15 protein-coding genes and 1 pseudogene are annotated in these 20,705 nt (G+C 71.5%); 6 read left to right on the top strand and 10 right to left on the bottom strand.

The genetic code is table 11. From position 1 onward, the window contains the following. From HMPREF3159_RS12960 to HMPREF3159_RS12950, 3 genes and pseudogenes are all read right to left on the bottom strand, one after another. Nucleotides 1–587, bottom strand: a pseudogene (locus HMPREF3159_RS12960) (hypothetical protein); the annotation flags it as partial. Next, nucleotides 574–2,196 (bottom strand): alpha-N-arabinofuranosidase, encoded by a 1,623-nt coding sequence (locus HMPREF3159_RS12955; protein ID WP_083305948.1) that lies wholly within the window; start codon nucleotides 2,194–2,196, stop codon nucleotides 574–576. The pseudogene HMPREF3159_RS12960 and the gene HMPREF3159_RS12955, both read right to left, overlap by 14 nt. A 208-nt stretch (nucleotides 2,197–2,404) precedes the next feature. Continuing rightward, nucleotides 2,405–3,922 (bottom strand): arabinosylfuranosidase ArfA, encoded by a 1,518-nt coding sequence (locus HMPREF3159_RS12950; RefSeq protein WP_070501475.1) that lies wholly within the window; start codon nucleotides 3,920–3,922, stop codon nucleotides 2,405–2,407. 346 nt (nucleotides 3,923–4,268) lie between these two features. Between HMPREF3159_RS12950 and HMPREF3159_RS12945 the strand changes: the two genes are divergently transcribed. The 4 genes from HMPREF3159_RS12945 (at nucleotide 4,269) to HMPREF3159_RS12930 (ending at nucleotide 8,588) form a co-directional block, all read left to right on the top strand. After that, nucleotides 4,269–5,468 (top strand): LacI family DNA-binding transcriptional regulator, encoded by a 1,200-nt coding sequence (locus HMPREF3159_RS12945; RefSeq protein WP_246821635.1) that lies wholly within the window; start codon nucleotides 4,269–4,271, stop codon nucleotides 5,466–5,468. After that, nucleotides 5,465–6,268 (top strand): thymidylate synthase, encoded by an 804-nt coding sequence (locus HMPREF3159_RS12940; protein ID WP_070501473.1) that lies wholly within the window; start codon nucleotides 5,465–5,467, stop codon nucleotides 6,266–6,268. Before HMPREF3159_RS12945 ends, HMPREF3159_RS12940 begins: the two co-directional genes overlap by 4 nt. Beyond that, nucleotides 6,265–6,894 (top strand): dihydrofolate reductase, encoded by a 630-nt coding sequence (locus HMPREF3159_RS12935; protein ID WP_371441712.1) that lies wholly within the window; start codon nucleotides 6,265–6,267, stop codon nucleotides 6,892–6,894. Before HMPREF3159_RS12940 ends, HMPREF3159_RS12935 begins: the two co-directional genes overlap by 4 nt. Before the next feature lie 209 nt (nucleotides 6,895–7,103). Continuing rightward, entirely contained in the window at nucleotides 7,104–8,588 is a 1,485-nt protein-coding gene (locus tag HMPREF3159_RS12930; RefSeq protein WP_070501478.1) for a glycoside hydrolase family 43 protein, read from the top strand. A gap of 42 nt (nucleotides 8,589–8,630) precedes the next feature. Here the strand turns inward: HMPREF3159_RS12930 and HMPREF3159_RS12925 are convergent, their stop codons facing one another. From HMPREF3159_RS12925 to chvE, 7 genes are all read right to left on the bottom strand, one after another. Further along, nucleotides 8,631–9,902, bottom strand: coding sequence for a hypothetical protein (locus HMPREF3159_RS12925; RefSeq protein ID WP_070501471.1), 1,272 nt, complete (start codon nucleotides 9,900–9,902; stop codon nucleotides 8,631–8,633). Between the two features lie 215 nt (nucleotides 9,903–10,117). Then, nucleotides 10,118–11,041 carry a carbohydrate ABC transporter permease gene (locus HMPREF3159_RS12920; RefSeq protein ID WP_141748225.1) on the bottom strand — a complete coding sequence of 308 codons (924 nt, stop codon included), beginning with the start codon at nucleotides 11,039–11,041 and terminating at the stop codon, nucleotides 10,118–10,120. 82 nt (nucleotides 11,042–11,123) lie between these two features. Then, nucleotides 11,124–12,089: a carbohydrate ABC transporter permease gene (locus HMPREF3159_RS12915; RefSeq protein ID WP_070501469.1), complete on the bottom strand. Its 966-nt coding sequence runs from the start codon at nucleotides 12,087–12,089 to the stop codon at nucleotides 11,124–11,126. 118 nt (nucleotides 12,090–12,207) lie between these two features. Next, complete coding sequence (locus HMPREF3159_RS12910) at nucleotides 12,208–13,554, bottom strand: extracellular solute-binding protein (protein ID WP_070501467.1); 1,347 nt, start codon at nucleotides 13,552–13,554, stop codon at nucleotides 12,208–12,210. A 249-nt stretch (nucleotides 13,555–13,803) separates the two neighbouring features. Continuing rightward, a complete protein-coding gene (mmsB, locus tag HMPREF3159_RS12905; protein ID WP_070501465.1) occupies nucleotides 13,804–14,985 on the bottom strand; it encodes a multiple monosaccharide ABC transporter permease in 1,182 nt (393 codons plus the stop codon). 9 nt (nucleotides 14,986–14,994) lie between these two features. Further along, a complete protein-coding gene (gene mmsA / locus HMPREF3159_RS12900) occupies nucleotides 14,995–16,539 on the bottom strand; it encodes a multiple monosaccharide ABC transporter ATP-binding protein (RefSeq protein ID WP_070501463.1) in 1,545 nt (514 codons plus the stop codon). Nucleotides 16,540–16,621: 82 nt separating this feature from the next. Beyond that, nucleotides 16,622–17,773 carry a multiple monosaccharide ABC transporter substrate-binding protein gene (gene chvE, locus HMPREF3159_RS12895; RefSeq protein WP_070501461.1) on the bottom strand — a complete coding sequence of 384 codons (1,152 nt, stop codon included), beginning with the start codon at nucleotides 17,771–17,773 and terminating at the stop codon, nucleotides 16,622–16,624. 385 nt (nucleotides 17,774–18,158) lie between these two features. Between chvE and HMPREF3159_RS12890 the strand changes: the two genes are divergently transcribed. Next, entirely contained in the window at nucleotides 18,159–19,181 is a 1,023-nt protein-coding gene (locus HMPREF3159_RS12890; protein WP_070501459.1) for a LacI family DNA-binding transcriptional regulator, read from the top strand. 72 nt (nucleotides 19,182–19,253) lie between these two features. Continuing rightward, nucleotides 19,254–20,705, top strand: a 1,452-nt coding sequence (locus HMPREF3159_RS12885; protein WP_070501457.1) for a xylulokinase, incomplete at its 3' end; no start/stop codon positions are given.

Below are 20,705 nucleotides of genomic sequence, written 5' to 3'. Positions count from 1 at the left end.
AGCGCCTGGACGGCGGCGCGGGCGTCGGCGACGCGGCGGCCGATGACCGGCCGGCCGTGCAGCAGGTGCCGGGCCGCGTCGATCTCGCAGGTCTTCTCGTCTGGCGCCCAGGGAGCGCCTCCCGGCGGGGGCGGGACTCGGCGCCGGCCGAAGCCGATCATCTCCGGGCACAGCACGGTCAGCCCGGCGCGGGCGAGCTTGTGGGCGAGGGCGTCGTGGTACTCGTCAGCCGGATCGGTCGCAACCAGCGCGTCGATGCCGCGTCCGTGCCCGGCGACGAGGACGACGCCGGCGCCGGTGTCGTGCTCGGGCGCGGGACGCAGGAGGAACGCCGGGATCACGTCGGGGCCGGCGCCCGGCTCCGCGCCGGGCTCCCCGCACGGAGCGAGCAGCTGCACCGCGACCGGGCCGTCGTCCGACGGGGCCGGCGGTACGTCGGCGAGGCGTCCCTCCGTCGTGGTGGGCTCGAGACCCAGCAGGGTGCGGAGGCGCTCGCGGCGCTCCTCCGCACCACCGGCCGACGCACCGGGCCTCTCCACTCTCGCGCCCTGCCGGGGCTGGTCGGCGCCGCGGTCAGGCGAGGTCAAGCCGCACCGTCGCGAAGGAGTGCGCCGGCAGGGTCACCTCGAGGCCCCGCTCGTGCTCGCGCACGTCCGTCAGCGGCGCCGGGGCGACGGCGTCCGGCTGCTCTGGGGTGTTGTGGGCGGCGGTCGACGCGCCGGTCAGCACGGTCGCCTCGTGGCCGGTCACCGAGCGGCCGCGCAGGTCGAGCACCAGGGTGCGGGGCCCGTCGGCCGAGAGATTCGACAGGGACACGAGCGCCGTGCCCTCGTCGGCCCGCAGCGAGGCAGAAGCGGAGACGAGCGGCAGCGGGCGACCGTCGACCTCGGCGATCTCCTCGGGCAGCAGCAGGTGGGCGTCGAGCGCAGCGGCGTCCTGGTGCCCGGCGTTCATGGCGAAGACGTGGTACGTCGGGGTGAGCACGAGCGCGCCGGAGTCCGGGTCGGTGAGGATCATCGCCTGCAGCACGTTCACGGTCTGGGCGATGTTCGCCATCAGCAGCCGGTCCGCGTGACGGTGGAAGCCGTCGAAGTGGAGGCTCGCCACCAGCGCGTCTCGCACGGTGTTCTGCTGGTACAGGAAGCCGGGGTTCGTGCCGGGCTCGACGTTCCACCAGGTGCCCCACTCGTCGAACACCAGGCCGACCTTCTTGTGCGGGTCGTGGCGGTCCATGACGGTGGCGTGACGGGCCACGAGCTCCTCGGCGCGGACGGCGCGGGAGAGGGTGCGATACCACTCCTCCTCGCTGAACTCGGTGGCGCTGCCCTTGTCCTCCCAAGGCCCGGACATCGTGTAGTAGTGCAGCGAGATCGCCTGGAAGGGACCGGGCCGGCCGTCACGGCCCTCGAGCCCGTCGATCGCGCGCATCAGCGCCTCGGTCCAGGCCAAGTCGTCCACGTTCGCGCCGGCGGCGATGCGGGTGACCTGGTTGTCGCCGTGGTCGCGCACATAGGTGGCGTACTGGCGAGCCAGCGCGGCGTAGTCCTCGGCGCGCATATTCCCGCCGCAGCCCCAGGCCTCGTTGCCGATGCCGAAGAACGGCACGTTCCACGGCTCGTCGCGGCCGTTCTCGCGCCGCAGCGCCGCCATCGGGGAGTCGTCGGCGCGGGTGAGGTACTCGATCCAGTCGCTCATCTCGCGCACCGTGCCGGAGCCGACGTTCCCGTTGACGTACGCCTCGGTGCCGAGCAGCTCGACGAGGTCCATGAACTCGTGGGTGCCGAAGGAGTTGTCCTCGACGATGTCTCCCCAGTGGGAGTTGACCATGCGGGGACGGTCCTCGCGCGGGCCGATCCCGTCGCGCCAGTGGTAGTCGTCGGCGAAGCAGCCGCCGGGCCAGCGCAGGTTCGGGATCCGCAGGGCGCGCAGCGCCTCGACCACGTCGGTGCGGATGCCGCGCACGTTCGGGATCTCGGAGTCCTCGCCCACGTAGAAGCCGCCGTAGATGCAACGCCCCAGGTGCTCGGCGAAGTGGCCGTAGAGGTGGCGGGAGATCGTGGCACCGGGCAGGTCCAGGTCGATCACGACGCGGGCGGGCCCGTCGGTCGCTCCGGTGCGCGGGGCGAGCGGACGGGTGCCGGTCGAGGTCGGGGCGAGGGCGCCGAGGAGGCCGGTGGTCAGTGTGCGGGCGGTCATCGAGGTCTCCTCGGAGTGGCGGGGCGAGGTCGGTGGGGCGGAGCGTCTGCAGAAAGGGGACTCCAGCGGCACGCCGCGGCGCTCAGCGGCTCAGCGTGCCGCTCAGAGCCCACATCTGCAGACGCGGGGAGCGGACGGCGGGCTGTGGTGGACGGGTGGGTGCCGGCCCGGCCGGGGGCGCTCCACCCGGCCGGACCGTGTCAGGGTGTCAGGCCCGGCGGGCCAGACGGATCATCGACCAGGAGATCGCCGGCAGCGCGCCGACGAGGCGGCCGCCGTCCAGCGCGACCGAGTCGTTCGGTGCGGGCACGACGGTCTCGGGCGCGTCCTGGGTGTTCGCGGCATAGGGGTCCTCGTGGTGGAGGGTGACGGCCTCGACCAGCTCGAGGTCACCGAAGCCGGCGAGGTCCGCGTCCAGCGCCTGCTCGCCCTCGGGTCCGCGGTTGACGACGAACAGGGCCAGCGCGCCGGACTCCTCGTCCCAGGTCGCCACCGCGTCGGCCGCGGAGCTCTCACCGAAGCGGGTGTTCTCGAAGCTCGGAGCGGTGACGCGCACGTCGAGCACCTGTCCGGCCGCGTGGCGGGAGGTGAGCGCGAAGGGGTGGAAGGTGGTCTGCTTCCAGGCCTCCCCGCCGGGTGCGGTCATGATCGGGGCGATGACGTTGACCAGCTGGGCGAGGGACGCGGAAGCGACGCGGTCGCTGTGGCGCAGCAGGGAGATCAGCAGGTTGCCGAAGACGACGGCGTCCATCGCGCTGTAGGTGTCCTCGAGCAGCACCGGTGCGACCGGCCAGTCGTCACCGCTGGGCGGGCGGGACTCGGCGCGGTGCTGGTACCAGATGTTCCACTCGTCGAAGCTGATCATGATGCGCTTGTCGCGCTTGAGCTTGGCGCGCACGTGGTCGGCGGTCGCGACGACGGAGTCGATGAAGTGGTCCATGTCGTCGGCCGAGGCGAGGAAGGAGGCCTGGTCGCCGTCCTTCTCCGAGTAGTAGGCGTGGGCGGAGATCATGTCGACCAGGTCGTAGGACTCGGTGAGGACGGTCTTCTCCCAGGCCGCGAAGGTCTCCATGGAGGAGCTCGAGGAGCCGCAGGCGATCAGCTCGAGATCCGGGTCCTCCTGGCGCATGAGGCGGGCGGCCTCGGTCGCGATCCGCGCGTACTCCTCGGCGGTCTTGTGCCCGGCCTGCCAGGGGCCGTCCATCTCGTTGCCGAGGCACCACATGCGGATGCCGTAGGGCTCGGCGTGGCCGTTCTCGGCGCGCTGGTCCGAGTACGCGATGCCGCGGGGGGCGTTCGCGTACTGGAGCACGTCGAGCGCCTCCTCGATCCCGCGGGTGCCGAGGTTCACCGCGTACATCGGCTCGACCTCGGCCTTGCTCGCCCAGGTCATGAACTCGTCGAGCCCGACGGTGTTGGGCTCGGTGGAGTGCCACGCGAGGTCGTGGCGGGCGGGGCGCTCCTCGACGGGGCCCACGCCGTCCTCCCAGCGGTAGCCGGAGACGAAGTTGCCGCCCGGATAGCGCACGGAGCTCACGCCGAGCTCGCGGGTCAGGGCGAGCACGTCGGTGCGGAAGCCGTCCTCGTCGGCCGACGGATGATCCGGCTCGAAGATGCCGGTGTAGACGCAGCGGCCGAGGTGCTCGACGAAGGCGCCGAAGGTGCGGCGGCGCACGGGCGCGACCTGGAAGGACGGGTGCAGGGTGAGGGTGACGGGCGAAGACATCGGTGTCGGCATCCTTGAGGTGGGGCGGGCCGGCGATGCGGCGCTGGAGCGGCGATCGGCGGCGGAGCGAGGGAGCGGCGAGGTCGTGCCACCGGGCAGCTGCGCCCGGCGCGACGACCGTTTCTACAACGTTGCAAACATGCTTCCACAGGTCCGACCCCTCGTCAACGGCGTCCCGCCGCAACCGGTCGCCTGCAGAAAGGGGACTCCAGCGGCACGCTGAGCTGCTCAGCCGCGCGGCGTGCCGCTGCAGTCCCCTTTCTGCTGACACCCCGCCCCGGCGCTCTCGACACGACCTCGGTCACGTCGGCTCCCCCGCGGGCCCGGCGGTGCGAGAATCGACCTCATGCCTGAGAGTCCCGCGACCCGCCGCCGACGTCCGCCGTCGCTGCGCGACGTCGCCGAGATCGCCGGGGTCTCGATCAAGACCGTCTCCAACGTGGTCAACGACTACCCGCACGTGAAGGACTCCACCCGCGAGAAGGTGCGCGAGGCGATCCTGCAGGTGGGCTACCGCCCCCAGGTCGCGGCGCAGCAGCTGCGCACCGGGGCGAGCGGCATGATCACCCTCGCCGTCCCCTCGCTGGACTTCTCCTACTTCTCGAACCTGGCCCAGCAGTTCATCGAGGTGGCGCAGGAGCGCGGGCAGACGATCCTGCTGCACTCGACCTCCGGCGGGCGCGAGGCGGAGCGGACCGTGCTCGAGGGGTTCAAGCGCGTGCTCGGCGACGGGGTCATCTTCAACCCGCTGATGCTCGAGGAGGAGCTGTTCGCGCGGATGGAGCGCACCAGCCAGCCCACCGTGTTCATCGGCGAGCACCTGCCCGAGACGCTCCCGCAGGGCAGCGACTACGTGCGCATCGACAACGTCGGCGCCGCGTACGAGGCGACCTCGCACCTGATCGAGCAGGGCCGCCGGCGCCTGGCGTTCATCGGCGCGATCGACACCGCCCAGGGCAAGCAGCCCCACTCCTCCGGGACGATGCGGCGCGACGGCTTCCTCGCGGCGCTGGAAGCGCACGACCTCGGCGGCGAGCCCGCCCGGATCCAGGTCGTGGACGACTGGCGGCGCGAGGACGGCTTCGCCGGCGCGCGCGAGCTGCTCGCTCGCCATCCGGAGGTCGACGGGATCGTGTGCGGCAACGACGACCTCGCCACCGGCGCGCTCGCCATGCTGCGCCGCCTGGGCCGACGCGTGCCCGAGGACGTCGCCGTGATCGGCTACGACGACACCCCCGACAGCCCCTTCACCATCCCGTCGCTGTCCACCATCGCGCCCGACAAGCACACCCTCGCCGCGACCGCGCTGGATCTGCTCGCCGAGCGGATCCAGGGCTACGACGGCCCGCCCCGCACGATCGACACGCCGTACTCGCTGGTCGTGCGCGAGTCCACGGCGCCGGGCGCCGTCGAGGCGTCGCCGCCAATCCCCGCCCCATCGGCCGCCGCTGGAGCCGCCCCGTCGGCCGCTCCCCCGCCGCCGGGCGCCGTCCTGCCCGGCCCCGATCCCACTGCCCGCCCCGAGAACGAGGAGCTCCCCCGGTGACGATCCCGACCCCCTACGAGGACCTGCTGCGCGAGGTCCTGGAGACCGGCCACGCCAAGGGCGACCGCACCGGCACAGGCACCCGCAGCCTCTTCGGCAAGCAGATCCGCTACGACCTCTCCGAGGGGTTCCCGCTGGTCACGACCAAGCGCGTGCACACCCGCTCGATCATCGTGGAGCTGCTGTGGTTCCTGCGCGGGGACACGAACATCGGCTACCTCCACGAGCACGACGTGACCATCTGGGACGAGTGGGCCGACGAGAACGGCGACCTCGGCCCGGTCTACGGGGCGCAGTGGCGCTCCTGGCCCACCCCCGACGGCGGCGTGATCGACCAGATCACCGACGTGGTCGAGCAGATCCGCACGAACCCCGACTCGCGGCGCCTGATCGTCTCGGCCTGGAACCCGGCGGACATCCCGCAGATGGCGCTCGCGCCGTGCCACGCCCTGTTCCAGTTCGAGGTGCACGACGGGAAGCTCTCCTGTCAGCTGTATCAGCGCAGCGCCGACCTGTTCCTCGGCGTGCCCTTCAACATCGCCAGCTACGCGCTGCTCACGCACATGGTCGCCCAGCAGACCGGTCTCGAGGTCGGCGACTTCGTCTGGACCGGCGGGGACTGCCACATCTACGACAACCACGTCGAGCAGGTGGAGCGGCAGCTCTCCCGCGAGCCCTACCCGTACCCCGAGCTGCGCCTGGACCGTCGGCCCGACTCGATCCTCGAGTACGAGCCCGAGGACATCGAGATCGTCGGCTACCAGCACCACCCGGGCATCAAGGCTCCGGTGGCGGTGTGAGCACGGCCGACGGGACGGGCGCGGCCACTGCCGCGGACCGCGCGGGGGCGACCGAAGAGAGCGGCCGGGCCGACGAGCTCGCAGCGCGCGAGACCGGTGCGGCCGATGGGACGACCACACCGCGGATCGGCATGATCTGGGCGCAGGCGCGCGGCGGAGTGATCGGCGCGGGCGGGACCATGCCCTGGCACCTGCCCGAGGACCTGAAGCACTTCAAGCGCACCACCTCCGGCTCCCCCGTCGTGATGGGGCGGCGCACCTGGGAGTCTTTCCCGCCGAGGTTCCGCCCCCTGCCGGGGCGGACGAACATCGTCATCACCCGCGACGACTCCCTCGACCTGCCGGGCGCGGTGCGCGCCCGCTCGCTGCCGGAGGCGCTCGAGCTCGCCGCGACCGAGGCCGGCCCGACAGGGACCACCTGGGTGATCGGCGGCGGCTCGATCTACGCCGACGCGATCGAGGTCGCCGAGCAGCTGGTCGTCACCGAGATCGACCTCGAGGTCGACGGGGACACCCTCGCCCCCGCGACCCCCTCGGAGTTCACAGTCGCCTCCGTCGATCCCGCAGAAGGCTGGCACGAGGCCGCGAACGGCCTGCGCTACCGGTTCCTCACCTACTCGCGCTGAGCCGCGCGGCTCTGCCTCGCCGCACCTCCGCACCGACCGCCACGCCCTTGCCACACTGTTTCCAACGTTGTAACGTTCGTTGCGAACGGTCCGGACGCCCCGGTGCATCGGTCGTTCCAGCACCCCGCGACACCCCCACCCCGGAACGGCGCACCCTGGCGCGGCGTCCACCGATGGACGGCCCCGGGCTCTCGACGAAGGAGTCGATCATGGTGACCATCTCCCGACGCGGCCTGCTCACCGCGACCGCGACCCTGTCCGCCGCCGGCGGAGCGACAGCACTCGGCGCGCTATCGGCGGCGGCCCGCCCTCCCCTGAACGCTCCCCCGCCCGATCCGGAGTTCACCGAGGTCTCCGTCCACGACCCCTCGGTCATCGTCGCCGACGGACGCTTCCACGTCTTCGGCTCGCATCTGGCCGCCGCGCGCAGCGACGACCTCCTCAGCTGGCAGGGCTACGCCGATCTCGTCACCCCGCAGAACCCGCTGTTCGAGGACGTCACGGTCGAGCTCGCAGAGGCCTTCGCCTGGGCGGAGACCGACACGCTCTGGGCAGCTGACGTCGCGGAGACCCCCGACGGTCGGTTCCGCATGTACTACTGCGCCTGCGAAGGCTCCTCGCCCCGCTCGGCGATGGGCACCGCGATCGCCGATCGGGTCGAGGGGCCGTATCGGAACGAGGGGATCTTCCTGCGATCGGGGATGTGGGACGAGCCGAGCGAGGACGGCACGATCTACGACGCCCGGATCCACCCGAACACCATCGACCCGCACGCGTTCGTCGACGCCGAAGGGCGCCACCGACTGGTCTACGGCTCCTACTCCGGCGGCATCTTCCTGCTCGAGCTGGATCCGGCCACCGGATGGCCCCTGCCCGGCCAGGGCTACGGAACCCACCTGGTCGGCGGGAACCATGCCCGCATCGAAGCGCCGTACATCCTCCATTCCCGGCGGAGCGGCTACTACTACCTGCTGCTGACCTTCGGGGGCCTGGACGCCGCAGGCGGATACAACGTGCGCCTGGGCCGATCGCGCGACGTCGCGGGCCCGTATCTCGACCCGTCCGGGCAGGACCTGCGCGAGGCGAAGGCGGATCCGGACCTGCCGCTGTTCGACGACGCGTCCATCGAGCCGTACGCCGCGAAGCTGCTGGGCAACCACCGCTTCAGCGCCGGCCCGGAGGAGGGGATCGGTGCAGGCTACGTGTCCCCGGGGCACGTCTCGGCGTGGAGGAGCGACGACGAGCGCGACATCTTCCTGTTCCTGCACAGTCGCTTCCCCGGCACCGGGGAGATGCACCAGGTGCGCGTTCATCGGATGCACCTGACAGCAGACGGCTGGCTCGTCGTCTCCCCTCACCGGTACGCCGGGGAGTCCGCGAGCGACGCGCGCTCCTCCCGCCTGCATCGCCTCGATCTCGAGGGCGACTGGCAGCTCGTCGACCACGGGCGCGCCATCAGCCCCGAGGTGGTCGAGTCCCGGCCCATCAGGCTCCACCGCAATGGGATGGTCACCGGCGACCGCACGGGCACGTGGCGGCTCGAGGGCGCCTCGCGCGCGACGATCGACCTCGACGGCGAGGTCTACCGCGGCGTCTTCACGCGAGGCTGGCGGGAGGACACAGGGTCATGGGCGCTCTCCTTCAGCGTGCTCGGTGCCGACGGGCGTGCGCTGTGGGGTCGACAGGAGATGTGACCTCGGCCTGAGCGGGGCGATCTCACCGTCCCGGGACCCCGCTCAGACCACGAAGGCCGCCTCCGGCACCGGCAGCTCCTCGACCACCGCGCCGTCGACCAGCATCTCGGCGCCGGGGATCTGCGCGTCGCGGGAGGTGGTGATCTCCCAGGCGCGGTCGAGCAGTGCGCCGAGCAGGCGGGGGAAGCGGGCGGCGAGACCGTCTGCCCCGTCGTCCGCGAGCGTGTCCCGCAGTGCGACCGCGCCGACCGCGGCCATGGTCATGCCCTGGCCGTACAGCGGGGTGAACATCGCGGCGGAGTCGCCGACGTGGAGGAGCCCCTCGGGGCCGTCGGTCGTCTCCTCCCAGAGCTGGCGGTGGGCGCCCGCGGCCTTGGCGGCGGATGGCTCCCCCACCGGCTCCGCGCCCTCGAGGGCGCTGTCCAGGGCGTCGGCGGTCTCCCGCTCAGGCAGCAGCGCGACCATGTCCAGCAGACCCTCGAGATCGGTGGGCGGCTGGTGGCGGGCGGTGCCGGCGATGGAGAGGATGTGCTCGTCGGCCCCGCACGGTTCGAGGTCGATCGTGAAGGGGCTGTTGCCGGTCGCCGGCTGCCCGAGAGACTCGGTGCCCTCGGGAAGGGCGCCCTCGCGCAGTCGCAGGCGCTGCGAGGTGTAGGCGACGTGGACGCGGGTGCCGAGGGTGCGCGGGCGCTCGAACCCGAGGCCCTCGACCCAGGTGGCGGCGCGGCTGCTGCGCCCGGCCGCATCGACGACGAGGTCACCGTGCAGCTCGTCGTCCTCTCCGCCGCGGAGCTGCACGCCGGTGACGGTGCGCTTGTCGTCGCTGGTCAGGAGTCCTCCGACGGCGCCCTGGACCGCCTCGACGCCGGGCAGGGAGAGCACTTGGCGGCGCACCACGCCCTCGAGGACGGGACGGGTGAGCCACAGGGTGCCGGGCTCGTCGATGTCAGGGGCGTCGTGCTCGTCGGTCCCGAGCGGGCCGTCGGCCGCGGCGGGGGCGCCCTCGTCCGGCGTCGCCTCGTCGAGCACGGGGTCCGCCTCGCGGGCGGCGCGCGGGACGGCGCCGGCGGCGAGGACCTCCTCGCGCAGACCCGGCAGGAGCTCCTCCATCCGCGCCTCGCCGAGGGCGAGCAGGCGGTGGACGGTCCCGCCCTGGGGCACGCCGCGACGCGGGGCGAAGGCGTCGGGCCCGTCGACGGGCAGCGGGTCGCGGTCGATGATCGTGACGCGGGCGCTGTGCGGGGCGAGGGCCGCGGCGGCGAGCAGGCCGGCCATGCTCCCGCCCATCACGATCGAGTGCTCGAGGGTCGTCATGGGCTGCCTCCTGCGGGACGGGGCCGCCGCGTGCCGGCGGCCGTCCCTCCATCCCAGGCCAGGTGAGCGTGGGGAGGCAAACCCGTGTGACCTATGCGGCGTCCCCTGTGGACACTCGGAGCCCTGGGCGACCGAACTCGTCGGTCGCCCGCGCGGCGCCCGTCGACCCCCGGAGGCCGACGGGCGCCGCGGCCCGGGCGCTGCCCACCGCCGGATCAGGTGCCGGCGATACCGGTGGTGGCGATGCCCTTGATGATCTGGCGCTGGAAGAACATGAACACCACGATCAGCGGCAGCGCAGCGAGCATCGCCTGGGCCATGTTCTGCGCGTACTGGATGCCGTACGCGCTGATCACGGTCTGCAGGCCCGTCGGCAGCGTCATCAGGTTCGAGTCGTTGACGACGATGAAGGGCCACAGGAAGTTGTTCCACGCGCCGATGAACACGAAGATCGCGACCGCGCCGAGGATCGGGCGGGACAGCGGCAGCACGATCGACCAGAAGATCCGCAGCCGGCTCGCGCCGTCCATCAGCGCGGCCTCCTCCAGCTCGAAGGGGATCTGGTCGAAGAACTTCTTGAGGATGAACACCATCGGGGCCGCGACCACCTGCGGCAGGATGATCCCCCAGTAGGTGTCCACCAGGTTCAGCGAGAGCATCAGCTGGAACAGCGGCACGATGAGGATCTGCCCGGGGATCATGATCGAGGCGACGATCAGCATCACCACCATCTGCCGCCCCGCGAAGCGCAGGCGGGAGAGGGCGTAGCCGGCCAGCGCCGAGATCGCGACGGTGATCAGGGTGACCGCCGCGGAGGTGATCAGGCTGTTCCACGCCCAGCGGGGCACGAGCCCCTCGCGCAGCACGTTCAGATATGCCTCGAGGGTGAAGCCGTTCTCCGGCACGATCGTCACCGGCATCGCCGCGGCCTCCGCCTCCGTCTTGAAGGAGGTCAGCGCCGCCCACAGCACCGGCGTCAGCCAGGCGAGCGCGAACACGGCGAGGATCACGAAGGCGAGGATCCGGGCGGGAGCGGGGCCGCGTCGACGTCGGCGGGCGACGGTCACGGATTGGGCCTTCGCGGCGGCCCGGGCGCGCACGGGCACGGCGGGGGCGGCGACGGGGTTCGCGGCGCTCATGAGCGGGACTCCTTCGACGTGGACGGGACCGGGGCAGGGGCCGGGAGCGCGGCCTGTGCCGGGCGGGCGGTCGGGGTCGGGGTCATGCCTTCACGCTCCGTCGGGAGGAGATCACCATGTAGGCGATCGAGACGATGATGATCAGGAAGAAGAAGATGTACGAGATCGCCGAGGCGTAGCCCAGGCGGTACCCGGTGAAGCCGACCTCGTAGATGTACAGCAGCACCGGGCGGGTGGAGCCGCCGGGGCCGCCGCCGGTCATCTGGTAGATCTGGTCGAAGACCTTCAGCGAGGCGAGCATCTGCAGCACGAGCACCAGCACCGTCGTCGGCGCGAGCTGCGGCAGGGTGATCGAGCGGAACTTCTGCCAGGCGCCGGCCCCGTCGAGGGAGGCGGCCTCGTAGAGCTGGTCGGGGATGTTCTGCAGGGCCGCGAGGTAGAGCAGGAAGTTGAAGCCGATGGTCCACCACACGGTGGTGATGACCACGGAGATCATCGCGGTGCTCGGGTCCTGCAGCCAGGCGGGCCCCGCGATCCCGAACCATCCCAGGATCGTGTTCACGAGCCCCAGCTGCGGGTTGTACATCCAGTTCCAGAACTGGGAGACGAGGGTGGAGGCGAGCAGGAAGGGCATGAAGAAGCTCAGCCGCCAGAACCACTGCCCCGGCAGGCCGATGTTCACCAGCACCGCCAGCAGCATCGCCACCAGCACCAGCGGGATCGTGGAGAGCACGGTGAACCACACCGTGTTGCCGAGCGACGTCCACACCTGTGGGTCGCCGAGCGCTTCCTTCCAGTTCGCGAGCCCCACGAACTGGGTGTTCGTGCCGGCAAGCGAGGTGCCGGTGAAGCTCATCCACAGCCCGTAGACCGTCGGCCAGATGAGGAACAGGCCGAAGGCGAGCAGGAACGGGGCGAGGTAGAGCCAGCCGCGGAGGTTGTCGCTGCGGCGTCGGCGCCGACGGGCGGGGCTCAGCGCCGGGGTGAGCGCGGGAGAGGGGGCGGCGGTCTTCCCCGGCGGGGTGACGAGGCCGTCTGCGGTGGTCATCGAACGTCTCCTTCGACGGGCGGACGGGGCAGGGACGGGCGGGGCCGACGGATCGGGGCGCGGAGCGCGCGGACGACGGCGGGAACTGCGGGGGTGTCGGGCATGAGGGGCTCCGCGCTCACATCGGGCTGGGCTTCTGCAGCAGCGCGTCGATCCGGGCGACGAAGGCGTTCCACCCGTCGAGCGGGTCGGTGCGCCTCGCCCACACGTTCTGCATGTCGTTGCCGAAGTAGGTGTGGAAGTCGCTGCCGGAGCCGGTGAACCAGGCCGGCGGGTCGTAGACCAGGTGGTCGACGGCGTCGGCGTAGTGGGACTGCGGGACCAGCTCCCCGTAGGCCGGGTCCTCGACCACCGGGGAGTAGGCGGGGATGTGGCCCGCCGCGGCCCAGTCGATCGAGTTCTTCAGCAGGTGCGCGACCACGGCGTGGACGGTCCGTCGGCGCTCCTCGTCGGGGCTCATCTGGTGGGGCAGGACGAAGGAGTGGGAGTCGGCGTAGGCGACCGGCTCCCCGAAGACGCCGGGGATCATCGTGATGTCGAAGGGCAGGCCCTCGTTCTTGTAGCTGCCCGTCTCCCACACGCCGCCGTAGAAGGCGCCGGAGCCGCCGGTGGCGAACTCGGAGATGGCGGTGCCGCCGTCGTGGCCGCCGTTGCCGACCTCGCCGTCGATGAGGGAGAGGATCCATTCGATCGCCTGGACGACGAGCTCCTCCTGGTACTGCATGGTCCCGCCCTCGGGCAGCTCGATCGTGCCGCCGAGCTGGGAGTAGTAGGTGGAGAACATGCGCCACTGGTTCGAGCCGTCGCCGAGATAGCCCCAGCTGAGCCCGTAGCCGCTGGGCGCCTTCCCGCCGAGCTCGAGGGCGAGGGCACGGAAGTCCTCGGGGGTGTCGGTGGGCAGCAGCAGTCCGTCGCTGCCGAGCACCCCGGCGGCCTCGGCGATCTCGGTGTTGTAGTAGAGGACGAAGGGGTGGGAGTCCAGCGCGATCGCGGTCAGCTTCCCATCGACCACCATCTTGTCCCAGATCAGCTCGGGGAAGTCCTCCTGGCGGATCCCGAACTCGCCCAGCAGGTCGAGATCCCATTCGTCGAGCAGGCCGCCGGGCGCGTAGCCGGGAACGCGCGCGGCGTGCATGACCGCGAGGTCCGGGGCGCGCCCGCCGGCCGAGGCCATGGCGAGCTTCGTGTAGTACGGCGCGCCCCAGGCCAGGACGGTCTGGGTGACCTTCGCGGCGCCGTCGGTGGCCATGTAGCCGTCGAGCAGCTCGCCCATCGTCACCCCGTCGGGGCCGGAGAGCAGGTGCCAGAAGGCGATGTCGTCGCTGGGTCGGGCCGACGCGCCGGCGCAGCCGGCGAGCGCGCCGAGTGCGGCGAGCGCCCCGGCGCCCTGCATCAGGGAGCGCCTGCCCAGCACGGGGCCCGTCCGGGCACCGGCGCGGGGAGCGCGGGAAGAACCATGCATCATGCGGGCCACCTCTTCGTGGTGGGCGGGGCGGGGCGGCTCTGCCGCGGGCTCCCGGCCCGGATCTTCGTGTGCTGCTCCAGAATTTACATCGTTGTAACGTGAGCGTCAACACTCCTCCGACCGAACTGCCGTGCGGCTCGGGCGCCCGGCTGCGGTCGCGCCCGTGCCGGCACACGAGAAAGAGCCGCCGCGCACACCCTCCGGCGAGGGGATGCGCGGCGGCTCGGGTCGACTCTCGCCGGCCGCGGCTCAGGCGCCGGCCTGCGAGCGCTTCTTGCTCCAGACGTCGAAGGCGACCGCGATCAGCAGCACCACGCCGCGCACCACGGACTGGGTGGACTGGTCGATGCCCATGATCTGCATGCCGTTGGACATCACCGCCATGATCAGGCCGCCGATGATCGCACCGTGCACCTTGCCGATGCCGCCGGTCACGGCGGCGCCGCCGATGAAGGCCGCGGCGATCGCGTCGAGCTCGAACATGTTGCCCGCGCCGGGCTGGGCCGAGTTCGAGCGGGCCGAGTAGACGATGCCCGCGACCGCGGAGAGCAGGCCCATGTTGATGAACAGCCACATGTTCACGCGCGTGGTCTTCACGCCGGAGAGCTTCGCGGCCTGGAGGTTGCCGCCCATGGCGTAGATGTGCCGGCCGACGATCGTGCGCTGGCTGATGAAGCCGTAGACCAGCACCAGCGCCGCCAGCAGGATCAGCACCACCGGCAGGCCGCGCGAGTGCGCGAGCTGCCAGGCGAAGGCCATGACCACGATCGCGACCGCGGCGATCTTCACCCAGAACAGCGGGAACGCCTCGACCTGCTGCTTGTACTTCAGCTTCGCGAGCCGGCTGCGGTACTCCTGGATCGCGAAGACCACCACCAGCGCCGCGGCGAGGAACAGGGTGAAGGCGTCGAAGCCGTTGCCGCCCAGCAGCCCGTTGAGGAAGCCGCCGGAGATGAACTGGTACTCCCGCGGGAACGGGGAGAGGGAAACGTTGCCGAGCACCTGCATGGTCAGGCCGCGGAAGATGAGCATGCCGGCCAGGGTCACGATGAACGCGGGGATCCCGACGTACGCGACCCAGAAGCCCTGCCAGATGCCCACCAGTACGCCGGTGCCGAGCGCGGCGAGCACGCCCAGCCACCAGGGCAGGCCGTTGCCGATCACCACCACGGCCGCGACCGCGCCGGTCAGCGCGACCACCGAGCCGACGGAGAGGTCGATGTGTCCGCCCACGATGATCAGCACCATGCCGATGGCGAGGATCAGGATGTAGGAGTACTGCAGGACGAGGTTCGTGAGGTTGCCGGGGCTGAGCAGCTGGCCGCCGGTGAGGATCGTGAACAGCAGGATGATGAACACGAACGCGATGTAGATGCCGCTGGTGCGCAGGTTGCGCGTGAGCAGCTCCTTGATGTCAGAAGTCCCGGCCATGAGCCGCGCTCACTCCCTCTCCATGGTCATGAGCTCCATGAGGCGCTCCTGGGTGGCGTCCTGGGCGGCGACCTCGCCGGTGACCCGGCCCGCGGACAGCGTAAAGATGCGATCGGCCAGCCCCATCACCTCGGGAAGCTCCGAGGAGATGACGATGATGGCCTTGCCCGCCTCGGCGAGCTCGTTGATGATCGTGTAGATCTCGAACTTGGCGCCGACGTCGACGCCGCGGGTGGGCTCGTCGAGGATCAGCAGATCCGGCTCGGCGTACAGCCACTTGCTGAGCACGACCTTCTGCTGGTTGCCGCCCGAGAGCTTGCCGACGGTCGCCATGACCGTCGGCGTCTTGATGTTCAGCGAGGAGCGGTAGCGCTCGGCGACCGCGATCTCCTCGTTGCCGTTCAGCCAGCCGCCCGTGCGGATCTTCGTCAGCGCCGCGGCGGTGATGTTGGTGCGGATGTCCTGGATCAGGTTCAGCCCGTACCGCTTGCGGTCCTCGGAGACGTAGGCGATGCCGGCGTGGATCGCATCGGCGACCGAGCGCAGCTGCACCTCCTTGCCGTGGATGAGGGCGCGGCCGGAGATGTCGCGGCCGTAGGACCGGCCGAACAGGCTCATGGCGAGCTCGGTGCGGCCGGCGCCCATCAGTCCCGCGATGCCGACGACCTCGCCGGCGCGGACGGTCAGCGACGCCCCGTCGACGACGACGCGGCCGGGCTGGGTGGGGTGGCCGACGTGCCAGTCCTCGATCCGCAGGATCTCCTCGCCGATCTCGGCCCTCCGCTCGGGGTAGAGGCTGTCGATGTCGCGCCCGACCATGCCGCGGATGATCCGCGGGACGAGCGTGCCCCGCTCCTGCTCGGGCACGCGCATGTCGATCGTCTCGATCGTGGAGCCGTCGCGGATCACGGTGGTGGCGTCGGCGACCGCGGCGATCTCGCCGAGCTTGTGGGAGATGATGATGCTGGTGACGCCGCTCTTATCGCGCAGGTCGCGGATGAGCCCGAGCAGGTGCTCGGAGTCGTCGTCGTTCAGGGCGGCGGTGGGCTCGTCGAGGATCAGCAGGCTCACGTCCTTCGAGAGCGCCTTGGCGATCTCGACGAGCTGCTGCTTTCCCACGCCCAGCTGGCCGACGGGAGTGACGGGCTTCTCCTTCAGCCCCACGCGCTCGAGCAGCTCGGCGGCGCGGGCGTTGGTCTCGTGCCAGCTGATGACGCCGCCGCGGCTCTGCTCGTTGCCGAGGAAGATGTTCTCGGCGATGGAGAGGTGGGGGATGAGCGCAAGCTCCTGATGGATGATCACGATCCCCTCGGCCTCGGAGTCGTTGATGCTCGCGAAGCTGACGGGGCGTCCGCGGTAGTGGATCTCGCCCTCGTAGGTGCCGGCGGGCTCGACGCCCGAGAGGACCTTCATGAGCGTGGACTTGCCGGCGCCGTTCTCGCCGCAGATCGCGTGGATCTCCCCCTCGCCGACGGTCAGGGACACGTCCTTCAGGGCGACGACGCCGGGGAAGCGTTTGGTGATGGACCGCATCTCGAGGATGTTCTCGGCCACGGGGACCTCCTTCGGGCAGGGGGTCCCGACGGCACGACGGCGCGCCGGGACCCCACCGGTGGTTCGGTGCTTCTCGCCTGCGTCAGAGCTGGCCGGACTCCACCTGCTCCGCCGTGTAGTAGCCGGAGTCGACCATGATCTCCTCGTAGTTGCTCTGCAGCACCATCTGCACCTCGAGCAGGTAGGAGGGGACGACGACCACGCCGTTGTCGTAGGTCTCGGTGTCGTTCGCCTCGGGCTCCTCGCCGTTCAGGATCGACTCGGCCGCGACGATCGCCTGCTCGGCGAGGTTGCGGGTGTCCTTGAAGATCGTGGAGGACTGGACCCCGTCGGCGATCAGCTTGATCGAGGCGATCTCGGCGTCCTGGCCGGTGACGATGGGCAGGCCCTCCTCGATGGTGGGGCCGAGGCCCGCGTTCTGCAGGGCGTTGATGATGCCGCGCGAGAGCGGGTCGGCCGGGGCGAGCACGCCGGCGAGCTCCTCGCCGCCGTTGTAGTGGGTGGTCAGGAGGTTCTCCATGCGCTTCTGCGCAGTCTCCTGCTCCCAGCGCTGGGTGGCGGCCTGCTCGATGTCCATCTGCCCCGAGAGGACCTTCAGAGTGCCCTCGTCGAAGTAGGGCTGCAGGGTGTCGATCGCGCCCTTCCAGAACAGGTGGGCGTTGTTGTCGTCCAGCGAGCCGGCGAACAGCTCGACGTTCAGCGGGCCCTCGGGAGCGTCGGCCGCGGGCTCGAACGACTCGTCGAGCATTCCCAGGCCGAACAGGAGCGCATTGGCCTGGTTCACGCCGACCTTGTAGTTGTCGAAGGTTACGTAGAAGTCGACGTTCTCGTTGTCGGTGAGCAGGCGGTCGTAGGCGATCACCGGGATCCCTGCGGCCTCGGCGGCGTCGAGCTGCGCGGAGAGCGAGGCGCCGTCGATCGAGGCGATCAGCAGCACGGAGACGCCGGAGTTGATCATCTGGTCGATCTGCTGCTGCTGGGTGGGGATGTCGTCGTCGGCGTACTGCATGTCGACGGTGAAGCCCTTGTCCTCGAGGCCCTTCTTGATGTTGTTCCCGTCGGCGACCCAGCGCTCGTAGGTCTGGGTCGGCATGGCGACGCCGACGGTCTGGTCCTCGGGGGCGGCGTCGGGGTCGGGGCCGCCGGAGCCGGCTCCGGTCCCGCCGCAGGCCGCGAGGCCGAGCGCTGCCGCGGCGGCGGTGCCGCCCAGGATGAAGCTTCTGCGGTTGTGCATGGATCTCTCCTCGTCGAAGTCTCCACCCGCTCCCCTCATCGGGAGCGGGACACCGCGTGCGGCACATCGGCTCCCTCGGGCACCTTCGCCGTGGGGACCGGCCGTTCGTCGGCGTGGACATCGGGCCGACAGCGGCCCGCGTCCGTTTCGTCCGATGCCCTCCATGGCATCGGTCGCCAGGATGATAACGTTCACATCGAGTCGTGTGTCAACCGACACCGGCCGCGCCGCGGGTCACGATGTCGCAACGTCGCCGATCGCACCCCGCGCCGCCCCCCTGCCGGGGGCGCCCGCCGTGACCGCGCGCCGAGCCCGGACCGGGCGATCCGTGCAGGTCATCGCCCTGTAGAGTGCCGCTCCACCGACCGTCCGCGAGGAGGACGCCATGAGCCCAGCGACGCGCCGCCCGTCGATGGCCGACGTCGCAGGCCGCGCCGGGGTCTCGTACCAGACGGTCTCCCGCGTGCTCAACCAGCCCGGCATCGTCCGCCCCGAGACCAGGGAGCGGGTGCTCGCGGCGATCGCCGAGACCGGCTACACCCCGAACCGCGCCGCCCGCGCCCTGAAGACGACCCGCTCCTCGCAGATCGGCCTGCTCACCGACGGCTCCTCGCTGTTCGGCCCCTCCGAGACGGTCACCGCGATCGAGGCCGCGGCCCGCGAGGCGGGCTACTCGGTGCTGCTGACGACGGTCCGCCCCGGGGACCCTGCGGGGGCGACGCCGGGCGCCGAGCTGATCGGATCGGGCGTCGACGGGATCCTCGTGGTCGCGGCGCACGAGGGGATGCAGCCGGTGGTCGCGGCGGCGGCCTCCACGATCCCCGTCCTCGCCGTCTCCGCACAGCCCCCTGCGACCGCATCCACCCAGGTCGTGGGCGTGGACCAGCGCCTCGGCTCGCATGCGGTGGTCGAGCACCTCGCACGCACGGGCGTGCGCTCGGTCTCCCACCTGGCCGGCCCGACGGACTGGTACGACGCCCGCGCCCGCCTCGACGGCTTCCGCGAGGCGACCGCGGAGCTGGGCCTTGAGGGGACGACGACCGCGCCCGGCGACTGGACACCGAGGTCCGGGTACGAGCTGACGCGCGCCCTGCTCGCGGACGGCGTGCCGGAGGCGATCTTCGCGGCGAACGACATGATGGCGATCGGGGCGCTGCACGCCCTGCACGAGCACGGCGCGCGCGTGCCGGTGGACGTCGCCGTGGCGGGCTTCGACGACACCGTCGGCGCGGAGTACCTGCTCCCCTCGCTCACCACGGTCTCCCAGCCCTTCGCGGAGCTGGGACGGCTCGCGCTGCACCGGCTGCTGGAGCTGCTCGAGGATCCGGAGGACCCCGGCCCTCCCCCGCCGCCGCTCTCGCCGCGCCTGGTGGTGCGCCGCTCGACCCGTCCCGAAAGGACCCACTGAGCGCCGCGCGCGGAGGCGGACACCCCGATGTGAACGTTGACAGAGCGGGTGGGCACCTGGTTCAGTGATCCCATGACGCACGCCGACGTGTCCCCCGCCCAGTCCCCCTCCCCCGTGCCCGGAGGGGACGACGCCGCGGCCCTGATCGCCGCCGGCGGCGCCCACCTCGGGATCGAGCTGGGCTCCACCCGCATCAAGGCCGCCCTGGTCGACGGCACGGGCGCGGTGCTCGCCACCGGTTCCCACGCCTGGGAGAACGAGCTGGTGGACGAGATCTGGACCTACTCGCTGGACGCGGTGTGGGCGGGGATCCGCGACTGCTACGCCGACCTCGCGCGCGATGTGCGCGCGCAGCACGGCACGGAGCTCACGACCCTCGGCGGCCTCGGCATCTCCGCGATGATGCACGGCTATCTCGCCCTCGACGCCGACGGCGAGCAGCTCGCCGAGTTCCGCACCTGGCGCAACACCTTCACCACCGAGGCCGCGGCGCTGCTCAGCGAGACGCTCGCGCAGAACATCCCGCTGCGCTGGAGCATCTCCCACCTGCTGCACGCCGTGCAGCAGGGCGAGGAGCACGTGGAGCGCCTCGACTTCCTCACCACCCTCGCCGGCTACGTGCACTGGAAGCTCACCGGGAGGAAGGTGCTCGGCGTCGGCGATGCGAGCGGCATGTTCCCGATCGGTGCCTCGGGCGACGCCTTCGACACCGAGCTGCTCGAGCGCACCTCCGCGCTCGACCCGATCGCGGCGATGCCCTGGTCGCTGCCGGACCTGCTGCCCGAGGTGCTCGTCGCCGGGCAGGACGCCGGGCACCTGACCGCCGAGGGCGCGGCCCTGCTGGACCCGACGGGGACGCTGCAGCCCGGGGCGATCACCGCCCCGCCCGAGGGCGACGCCGGCACCGGCATGGTCGCCACCCAGGCCGTCGAGCCCCGCACCGGCAACGTCTCGGCCGGCACCAGCGCCTTCGCGATGGTCGTCCTCGAGGGCCCGCTGTCCGGGCCGCGCGAGGAGATCGACCTGGTCACCACGCCGTCGGGCCACCCGGTCGCGATGATCCACACGAACAACTGCACCACCGACCTCGATGCCTGGCTGGGCCTGTTCTCGCAGTTCGCGGAGCTCATCGGCGCTCCGCAGTCCGCCGAGGACCTCTACGGGACGCTGTTCTCCGCAGGGGCCGACGGGGACGCCGACGCCGGCGGCGTGCTGACCTACAACTACATCTCCGGCGAGCACCAGACCGGCGTCGCCTCAGGCCGCCCGCTGCTCGTGCGCGAGCAGTCCGCCCGCTTCACGCTCGAGAACTTCATGCGCGCACAGCTCTACGGCGCCTTCGGAGCCCTCGCCGTGGGGATGGACGCGCTGCTGAAGGACGAGGGCGTGCGGCTGGACGTCATGTACGCCCACGGCGGCATCTTCCGCACCCGGGGCGTCGCCCAGCAGGTGCTCGCCGACGCGCTCGGCGTGCCGGTCGCGCTCGGCGAGTCGGCCGGCGAGGGCGGCGCCTGGGGCATGGCG

This window comes from Brachybacterium sp. HMSC06H03 (assembly GCF_001807385.1).
Classification (GTDB): Bacteria; Actinomycetota; Actinomycetes; order Actinomycetales; family Dermabacteraceae; genus Brachybacterium; species Brachybacterium conglomeratum.
Note: the sequence above shows the minus strand (reverse complement) of the source record. Positions and strands in the feature narration are given on the sequence as shown.

Bases quoted from the DNA above. Each gene is read 5' to 3' on its own strand.
- HMPREF3159_RS12910 (WP_070501467.1), bottom strand. From the start codon at position 13,554: ATGATGCATGGTTCTTCCCGCGCTCCCCGCGCCGGTGCCCGGACGGGC.
- HMPREF3159_RS12950 (WP_070501475.1), bottom strand. From the start codon at position 3,922: ATGTCTTCGCCCGTCACCCTCACCCTGCACCCGTCCTTCCAGGTCGCG.
- chvE (WP_070501461.1), bottom strand. From the start codon at position 17,773: ATGCACAACCGCAGAAGCTTCATCCTGGGCGGCACCGCCGCCGCGGCA.
- HMPREF3159_RS12945 (WP_246821635.1), top strand. From the start codon at position 4,269: ATGCCTGAGAGTCCCGCGACCCGCCGCCGACGTCCGCCGTCGCTGCGC.
- HMPREF3159_RS12955 (WP_083305948.1), bottom strand. From the start codon at position 2,196: ATGACCGCCCGCACACTGACCACCGGCCTCCTCGGCGCCCTCGCCCCG.
- HMPREF3159_RS12925 (WP_070501471.1), bottom strand. From the start codon at position 9,902: ATGACGACCCTCGAGCACTCGATCGTGATGGGCGGGAGCATGGCCGGC.
- HMPREF3159_RS12920 (WP_141748225.1), bottom strand. From the start codon at position 11,041: ATGAGCGCCGCGAACCCCGTCGCCGCCCCCGCCGTGCCCGTGCGCGCC.
- HMPREF3159_RS12915 (WP_070501469.1), bottom strand. From the start codon at position 12,089: ATGACCACCGCAGACGGCCTCGTCACCCCGCCGGGGAAGACCGCCGCC.
- HMPREF3159_RS12890 (WP_070501459.1), top strand. From the start codon at position 18,159: ATGAGCCCAGCGACGCGCCGCCCGTCGATGGCCGACGTCGCAGGCCGC.
- HMPREF3159_RS12930 (WP_070501478.1), top strand. From the start codon at position 7,104: ATGGTGACCATCTCCCGACGCGGCCTGCTCACCGCGACCGCGACCCTG.
- mmsB (WP_070501465.1), bottom strand. From the start codon at position 14,985: ATGGCCGGGACTTCTGACATCAAGGAGCTGCTCACGCGCAACCTGCGC.